This window comes from Acidocella sp. (genome assembly GCF_028687955.1).
GTDB lineage: Bacteria > Pseudomonadota > Alphaproteobacteria > Acetobacterales > Acetobacteraceae > Acidocella.
Window position 1 is genome coordinate 1 of record NZ_JAQTZC010000084.1, and the last position, 7,874, is coordinate 7,874.

Sequence of the window (7,874 nt, forward strand, 5' to 3'; positions counted from 1 at the left end):
TCCGTCTGGAAGCGCATTTTCAGCAACTGAACCCGGCCCCGCGCAAGGGGCCGCATCTGTTTTGAACACTCATACCAGCCCGCCAAGAGCTTGACTCTCTGGGTTTGGTGGCGGGCTGGTATAAGCTATTGATTTTGCGCGCGGCCGCCCCACCAGCCCCGCGCGCATACCAGTCAGCCTTAAGGCTGACTGGTATCAATCCCCGGGCTTGCCGCGGCAACGTGGCAGGCCCAGCGCGCGTCTGCCCCGCCACCAAATCCTCAACTTGGATACGAAACATTAAACCTCACCCGGCATAGTCAGTCCCATGACATAGGGGCAGCTTGCGGCGGAGGCGCTATTGCGGGCTGCGTGAAACGAGCAAGGAGCCGCCGCGTGAAAAATCTGCCAATTATTGCAAAATCCCTCATTATTCTGGGGTTTTTCGGCGTTTTTGGTGTCGGCGGCGCGTTTTACGCAACCGGGCAGCTGCGGGGCATCGCCACGGGCTACCGGCAGGTCATTGAAAAAACCGGCGCGGTGGCGGGTCTGCTCATGCAATCGAATCGGCATATGAGCGCAATGCAGGCGGACATCGGCCTTCTGCTCATCGCCAACACCAGCAACGCCGGGTCACGGCTCGTCTTGGACCATTCCGCTTTTGACACACATCTGGCAAGCGCCGCGCGTTTGCTCCCGGCCGAGGCGCAAGCTCTGCAAATCCTGCAGAAGCAAGGCGACGAGTTGATCAATTCGACATGCGCGAAAACCATTGCTGACGCCATCGCCGCCACGACGACCAATGAAGACGTGACCACACAGCAGGAGTTCATCACTTCCTGCATGCCCGGTTTTCAGTCCTTCGCCGCCGCCATGACCGCGGAGCGCTCAAAACTCCAAATCCAGGCCAACGACGCGGCATCCGCGCTGGATCAGAGCGCGGGCACAACCGTCATGCTCACATTCCTTATTATCATCGGTGGTTTGGCCTGTGCAGTCATCGCCGCCTTCTTCGCCATCAACAGCTGGATCATCAACCCATTGCAGAACCTTCAAGGCAGCATGGAGCGCCTGGCCGGCGGCGATCTACAGGTGGATGTAGCCGGGCGCGACCGCCAGGATGAAGTCGGGAGCATGGCGCACACTGTGCAAATCTTCAAAGAATCCGCTTTGCAGAAGCTCATCCTTGAGAAAAAAGCCCAGGAAGCCGCGCGCAAGGCCGAGCAGCAGCGCGCCGCCGACGAACAGGCCAGAACCGGCTTTCTCGAACAGCAGAAATTCGTTGTCGATTCGCTGGCGGCCGGGCTGGAACGCCTCGCCCTGGGTAATTTGCAATTCCGTCTGACCGCGAATTTCGCCGTTGAATACGAAAAACTGCGCGGCGATTTCAACCATGCCATGGAAACGCTGGAGGCAACCATGGGCTCGATCGCCCACAACACCCATGGTGTGCGCGCCGGCGCCGGGGAGATCCGTCAGGCGTCGGACGATCTTTCCCACCGCACGGAACAGCAGGCGGCCAGCCTGGAGGAAACCGCCGCGGCGCTGGATGAAATCACCGCCACCGTGCGTAGAACCTCTGAAAGCGCGAATGCGGCGCGCGATGTTGTCAACGCCGCGCGCGCTGATATCGAGCGCTCCGGCGCCGTGGTGAGCGACACGGTGGGCGCGATGTCGGGGATCGAGACATCTTCCCGTCAGATCGGCAACATCATCGGCGTGATTGACGAAATCGCCTTTCAGACGAATTTGCTGGCGCTCAACGCCGGCGTGGAGGCGGCGCGGGCAGGGGATGCCGGCCGCGGTTTTGCCGTGGTGGCCACCGAAGTCCGCGCTCTGGCGCAACGCTCAGCCGATGCCGCGAAGGAGATCAAAGCCCTCATCTCCGCCTCGGGCCAGCAAGTGGCCACTGGCGTGCGCCTGGTGGGGGAAACCGGCAAAGCGCGCGGGCGCATCGTGGAGCAGGTGGAGCGGCTCAACAGCCTGGTGAATGAAATCGCCGCCTCGGCGCAGGAGCAGGCAACCGGCCTCGCGGAGGTGAACGCCGCCGTCAACCAAATGGATAAGGTCACCCAGCAGAACGCCGCCATGGTCGAGCAAACCACGGCCGCCAGCCACGACCTCTTCGCCGAGGCCGAGGAGCTTGCCCGCCTCATTGCCCAGTTCGAGACCAGCCATGCCAAGCCCCAGCCCCAGCCTCGACCCACCGTCAAGGAGACTGCGCCCCGGAAATCGCGCATCCCCATGCACGCTCCATCCGGAAAATTTGTTTCGGTATCACATAGCACCGCACCTTCCGCCCCGGCCACCGAAGACTGGGATGAGTTCTGATCCCCAGGCCCATCAAAATCAGGAAGCATCATGGACCATATTCACCCCGGCGCGGATACCCTGGCCCTTCCGCCAATTCTGAACCTCACCGCCGCCGCCGCCCTGCTGGAGAATTTACTCACTCTGCGCGGCCGTCCGCTCAGCCTCAACGCGGGTGACGTGCAGCGTCTCGGCGCGCAATGCCTGCAGGTTCTGCTTGCCGCGCGCGCGGCCTGGGCGGCGGACGAGCAGGAGCTCAGCCTGGCCGATTGCTCCGAAGATTTTCTCACCACTCTCAACCTGTTTGGAGTCGCTCCAAAATCACTAACATATTGCAAGGAACTGCCTTAATGTGCACGACCGTTCTCACAGTCGATGACTCCCGCGCAATGCGGGACATGTTGCGGCATTCACTGCTCGCGGCGGGCTTTCGCGTATTGCAAGCCGAGGATGGCCTGCACGGGCTGGAAGTTTTGGAAACCGAACGGCCAGATGTCATTGTCACGGACATCAACATGCCTCGTATGGATGGGTTTGGCTTCATCGAGGCGGTCCGGCGCGATGAAGCCCGCCGCTCGATGCCCGTTCTGGTCCTCACCACCGAGATTGACGCCGAGAAAAAAAACCGTGCCCGCGCGGCCGGCGCCACCGGGTGGATTGTCAAACCCTTCGACCCCATCAAGCTGGTTGAAGCCATTCGCCGCGTCGCGGCCTGAACGCAGGAGTTAATCCATTGGACCCGATGGCAGCCATCCGCGAAACATTTTTCCAGGAGTGTGAGGAACAGCTCGCCGAACTTGAGGCCGGGCTGATCCTGATGGAAAGCGGCGCCGCCGAGGCGGAAACCGTGAACGCGGTTTTCCGCGCGGTGCATTCCATCAAGGGTGGGGCTGGCATCTTTGCCTTGGATGCACTGGTTCGCTTCGCCCATGTGTTCGAAACCGCGCTGGATCAGGTGCGTTCGGGCACGCTCGCCACCGGCCCCGGCGTCATGAATCTGCTGCTGCGCGCCGCCGATGTTCTGGCCGATCTGGTGCGCGCCGCGCGCGATAATGGCGTGGTGGATGAAACCCGCACCGCCGCTCTGGTTGTGGAATTCACCCAGATCAGCAATCTTGGCCATGAGTTGCCTCCCGCGCCAAAGTCACAGCCCACGGTCTGCGCGCCGGTGCCCACCTGGCACATTAGCTTCACCCCAACCCCCGCGCTTTACGCCAAAGCCAACGAAACCGCCTTGTTGCTGCGCGAGTTGCGCCGGCTCGGCCCTATTGAGGCCGTGGTGGATACAACCCATCTACCCGAACTCTCCGAGATGGACCCCGAAGGCGCCTATCTCACCTGGAATATCACGCTGGAAGCGGACTGCGCCGAGCAGGCCATCCGCAACGTCTTTGAGTTTGTCGAAGACGACTGCGATCTTGAGATCACCGCCGCCCCCCCGGCGGAGCCGTCGCTCAAACCGGGAGACATCATCACCGGCGACAACGGCTTCTCATTTGAATTCTTTCCCCCGCCTGTGTTTGACGAAGAAGAACCGCCCGCCGTACCCGAGCCGGAGCACCACGCACCCCCGCCCTCACCCGTGGTAAGGCAAAGCCCGGTGGAGGCCATGGCCGCCAAGGCGGAGAGCGCCGCGGCCGTCAGCGCCACCATCCGGGTGGATCTCGACAGGGTGGATCGCATGATAGATCTCGTAGGCGAACTCGTCATCAACGAGGCGACGCTGAGCCAGCGCGTGCTGGAGGCCGGCATCGCGCGCGCCTCGGGCGTCGCCATGGCGCTGGAGGAGCTTGAGCATTTAACGCGCGAAATTCAGGACAGCGTCATGGCCATCCGCGCCCAGCCGGTACGCTCGGTGTTCCAGCGCATGCCGCGCCTGGTGCGCGAGGTTGCGGCCCAAACTGGCAAACAGGCACGCCTTGTCACCGAGGGGGAAAGCACCGAGGTGGACAAAACCGTCATCGAGCGCATCGCCGATCCGTTGACCCACATGATCCGCAACGCCATCGACCATGGTCTCGAATCCCCCGAAAAACGCCTCGCCGCCGGCAAACCGGCCGAAGGTCTGGTGCGCCTCACCGCGTTGCACCGTTCCGGGCGCATTGTGCTGGAGGTCTCCGACGATGGCGCGGGCATCAACCGCGCCCGCGTCAAGGAAAAAGCCCTTGAGAACGGGCTGATCTCGCCGGACGCCACGCTCACGGATGATGAAATCGACAATCTGATCTTTCTGCCCGGCTTCTCCACCGCCAGCACAGTGTCGGACATTTCAGGCCGCGGTGTCGGCATGGATGTTGTGCGCCAATCCGTGGCGGCGCTTGGCGGGCGCATCGCCATCTCCTCGCGCCCCGGCCATGGCTCTAGCTTCACCCTCAGCCTGCCGCTCACCCTGGCGGTGTTGGACGGTATGGTCATCTCCGCGCGCGGCCATACGCTCATTATCCCGCTCGGCGCCATCGTTGAGACGCTCAAGCCCAAGGCGGCGGATGTATTCCCGCTTGATGGCGAGATCAACGTCATCCGTCTGCGCGGCGGTTATGTGCCAATGGTCGATGTCGCCGCCTCTCTTGGCTATAGCGATGAATTCGTCGAGCTGGACCAGTCGGTGGCGCTGCTGGTGGAAGGCGAGGGCGGCGTGCGCGCCGTGCTGCTGGCTGATGCCATCCACGGCCAGCGCCAGGTTGTCATCAAAAGCCTTGAGGCCAATTACCGCGCCGTTCCCGGCATCGCCGCCGCCACCGTCATGGGCGATGGCCGCGTGGCGCTAATCCTCGATGTCGACGTGGTGGTGAAAACCACGCGCAGTGAGCTGAACCGTCCTGAACCGTCCGTGCTGGAGGCGCATTAAGCCATGGGTCAATCTACCAATAGTGATGCCAACATCCGTGAGTTGATCGCTTTTCGTGTCGGGCGTCAGGAATTTTGCATCAACATCATGGCGGTGCATGAAATCCGCGGCTGGACCGCGGCGACCGCGCTGCCCCGCAGCCCGCACTATGTGCGCGGCGTCATCAACCTGCGCGGCGCCGTGCTGCCGATCGTGGAACTTGCCGCACGCCTGGGCTTGCCGAGCAATGAGCCTAGCGCGCGCAGCGTCATCATCGTAGTGCAGATCGCGCATCAGCAGATCGGCCTGCTGGTTGACGCGGTGTCAGACATTCTCACCGCCAGCGACGCCAACATCCAGCCCACGCCCGATGTCTCATCCGATCTGGTGAAAACCTTCGTTATGGGCCTGCTTCCCGTCGATGGCCGCATGATCAGCCTGATCTCGCTCGATCATGTTCTGCCTCAAGGCGAAATGGAAGCCGCGTGAGCCTGAACATGAACGCACCAAGCAACAGCATCAAACTCTCATCAGGCACCACTGAAACCAGTGAATTCCTGATGACCCAGCGTGACTTCACCGCCATTTCCGGCATGCTGATGGCCGAGGCCGGAATCTCCCTTTCGGACAACAAGGCCAATCTGGTCTATTCGCGCCTCGCCAAACGCTTGCGGCTCCTGGGTCTGGGCAATTTTTCTGAGTATTGCCGCCTTGTTGAGAGTCCCGCCGGCGCGGGCGAGCGCCAGAACATGGTCGCCGCGCTAACCACCAATGTCACCCGCTTCTATCGTGAGCCGCATCATTTCGAGCATCTGAAAACAGAAATCCTTCCGGAGTTGGTACACCGCGTCAAGCAGGGCTACGCCGCGCGCCTGTGGTCGGCCGCCTGCTCCAGCGGGCAAGAGCCTTACTCCATCGCGCTCACTCTGCTATCCTTGCTGCCCGACGCAGTGAAGTATGATATCCGCATTCTCGCAACCGATATTGACGCCAACATGCTCGTCATGGGCGCCACCGGAATTTACGAAACCTCGCTGCTCGATGCCGTGCCCAATGCGCTGCGCCGCCGCTGGTTTTCCCCCCCCAGGGAGGGCCGCCAGCAAATCGCCGATGAAGCCCGCGCGCTGGTGAAGTTCCGCAGGCTCAACCTCATCGGTAACTGGCCGATGCGCGGCACGTTTGACGTTGTTTTCTGCCGCAACGTGGTGATTTATTTCGAAAACGATACGCAGGAAAAAATCTGGTCACGCATCACGCCGCTGCTGACCCCCGGCGGCGCCTTGTATATCGGCCATTCCGAGCGCGTAAGCGGCCCCGCCGAAGCCGGGCTGCGCAGCGACGGCATCACCATCTACCGTCCCCGCACCGCCAGGAGGGAGCAGCCGTGAGCGTTCGCGTTCTGGTCGTCGATGATTCCGCAACCATGCGCGGCCTCATCACCGCTACCTTGCGCACTGATCCGTTGATCGAGGTCGTCGGTCAGGCCGCTGACCCGCACGAGGCGCGCCAAGCCATCAAGGCGCTCGCGCCCGATGTCATCACGCTCGACATTGAAATGCCGAATATGAACGGCCTGGATTTTCTAGAAAAAATCATGCGCCTGCGGCCCACACCGGTCATCATGGTCTCTACCCTCACGCAAGCGGGCGCCGATGTTAACCTGCACGCGCTGGAAATCGGCGCGTTTGACTGTGTGGCAAAACCCTCTTCCTTCAACCAGAACAGCTTCGAGCAACTGGCGGAGAAGGTGAGGGCGGCGGCGTTGTCGCGCCGGCAGCCCCGGCTTGTGGCCGCGCCCGCGCGCCCCTCAACTGCCGCTTATACGCCAGACGGCCGGATCATCGCCATCGGCTCTTCCACCGGCGGCGTCGAGGCGCTGTTGACAATTCTGGGCAAATTCCCGGCCAACTGCCCGCCCACGGTCATTAGTCAGCATATGCCGGCCACCTTCACCAAAAGCTTCGCCGCGCGGCTGAACAAGCTCTGCGCCCCGGAGGTGAGCGAGGCCGAGGAAGGCGCGTTGCTGAAATCCGGGCAGATATACCTCGCCCCCGGCAGCGCGCATCTGGAAATTTCCGGCCTCGCAGCACCGCGCATCCATCTGAGCGAGGCCGAGTGCGTCAACGGACACCGCCCCTCGGTGGATGTGATGCTCCATTCCGTCCAACGCTGTTTTCATGACCGCGCAATCGGCGTCATCCTCACCGGGCTGGGGCGCGACGGCGCAGAGGGCCTGCTCGCCTTGCGCCAGGCCGGCTGCGAAACCATCGGTCAGGACGAAGCCAGCTCCGTCGTTTACGGTATGCCCAAAGCCGCCTTCGAAATCGGCGGGGTCACGCTGCAACTGCCCCTGGAACGCATCGCCGAGCGGCTGATACTCTGCACCAACGCCACACGCAGGCAAAAAATATCATGATCGTGCTCCTGCATCCCTCACCCCCGGCTGCTAAAAAAATGATCCACATCGTGCAGGGCGAGCAATACGTGGATAATAATCCCAACACGGTGCTCACCACCATCCTCGGCTCCTGTATCGCCGCCTGCATTTGGGACAATACCATCGGCCTGGGCGGCATGAACCATTTTTTGCTGCCGGGAACTAATGCGGGGGCGCAACAACGCATGCAGGAGGGCGATGCCATGCGCTTTGGCGTGCATGCCATGGAGCTGCTGGTCAACGGCCTGCTCGGGCGTGGCGCCCAGCGCCACCGGCTCCAGGCAAAACTGTTCGGCGGCGCTCGCATGATCAAGGGCCTTA

General features: G+C 62.2%; 7 protein-coding genes and 1 pseudogene. All 8 read left to right on the top strand.

Annotated elements, in window-relative coordinates; all coding sequences use genetic code 11:
- The first annotated feature begins 375 nt into the window (after window positions 1-375).
- Window positions 376-2,310, top strand: coding sequence for a methyl-accepting chemotaxis protein (locus PHE40_RS09900; protein WP_299961307.1), 1,935 nt, complete (start codon window positions 376-378; stop codon window positions 2,308-2,310).
- Window positions 2,311-2,340: 30 nt separating this feature from the next.
- Window positions 2,341-2,640, top strand: coding sequence for an STAS domain-containing protein (locus PHE40_RS09905; protein WP_299961309.1), 300 nt, complete (start codon window positions 2,341-2,343; stop codon window positions 2,638-2,640).
- The gene (locus PHE40_RS09910) at window positions 2,640-3,005 is read left to right on the top strand and encodes a response regulator (RefSeq protein ID WP_299961311.1); all 366 of its coding nucleotides are present in this window, start codon (window positions 2,640-2,642) and stop codon (window positions 3,003-3,005) included. The genes PHE40_RS09905 and PHE40_RS09910 overlap by 1 nt, the downstream gene beginning before the upstream one ends.
- 26 nt (window positions 3,006-3,031) lie before the next feature.
- Window positions 3,032-5,137 (top strand): chemotaxis protein CheA, encoded by a 2,106-nt coding sequence (locus PHE40_RS09915; RefSeq protein WP_299961319.1) that lies wholly within the window; start codon window positions 3,032-3,034, stop codon window positions 5,135-5,137.
- A gap of 3 nt (window positions 5,138-5,140) precedes the next feature.
- Window positions 5,141-5,605 carry a chemotaxis protein CheW gene (locus PHE40_RS09920; RefSeq protein ID WP_299961313.1) on the top strand — a complete coding sequence of 155 codons (465 nt, stop codon included), beginning with the start codon at window positions 5,141-5,143 and terminating at the stop codon, window positions 5,603-5,605.
- A gap of 8 nt (window positions 5,606-5,613) precedes the next feature.
- Window positions 5,614-6,504 (top strand): protein-glutamate O-methyltransferase CheR, encoded by an 891-nt coding sequence (locus PHE40_RS09925; protein ID WP_299961315.1) that lies wholly within the window; start codon window positions 5,614-5,616, stop codon window positions 6,502-6,504.
- Complete coding sequence (locus PHE40_RS09930) at window positions 6,501-7,532, top strand: chemotaxis response regulator protein-glutamate methylesterase (RefSeq protein WP_299961317.1); 1,032 nt, start codon at window positions 6,501-6,503, stop codon at window positions 7,530-7,532. Before PHE40_RS09925 ends, PHE40_RS09930 begins: the two co-directional genes overlap by 4 nt.
- A pseudogene (locus PHE40_RS09935) lies at window positions 7,529-7,874 on the top strand (chemotaxis protein CheD); the annotation flags it as partial. The gene PHE40_RS09930 and the pseudogene PHE40_RS09935, both read left to right, overlap by 4 nt.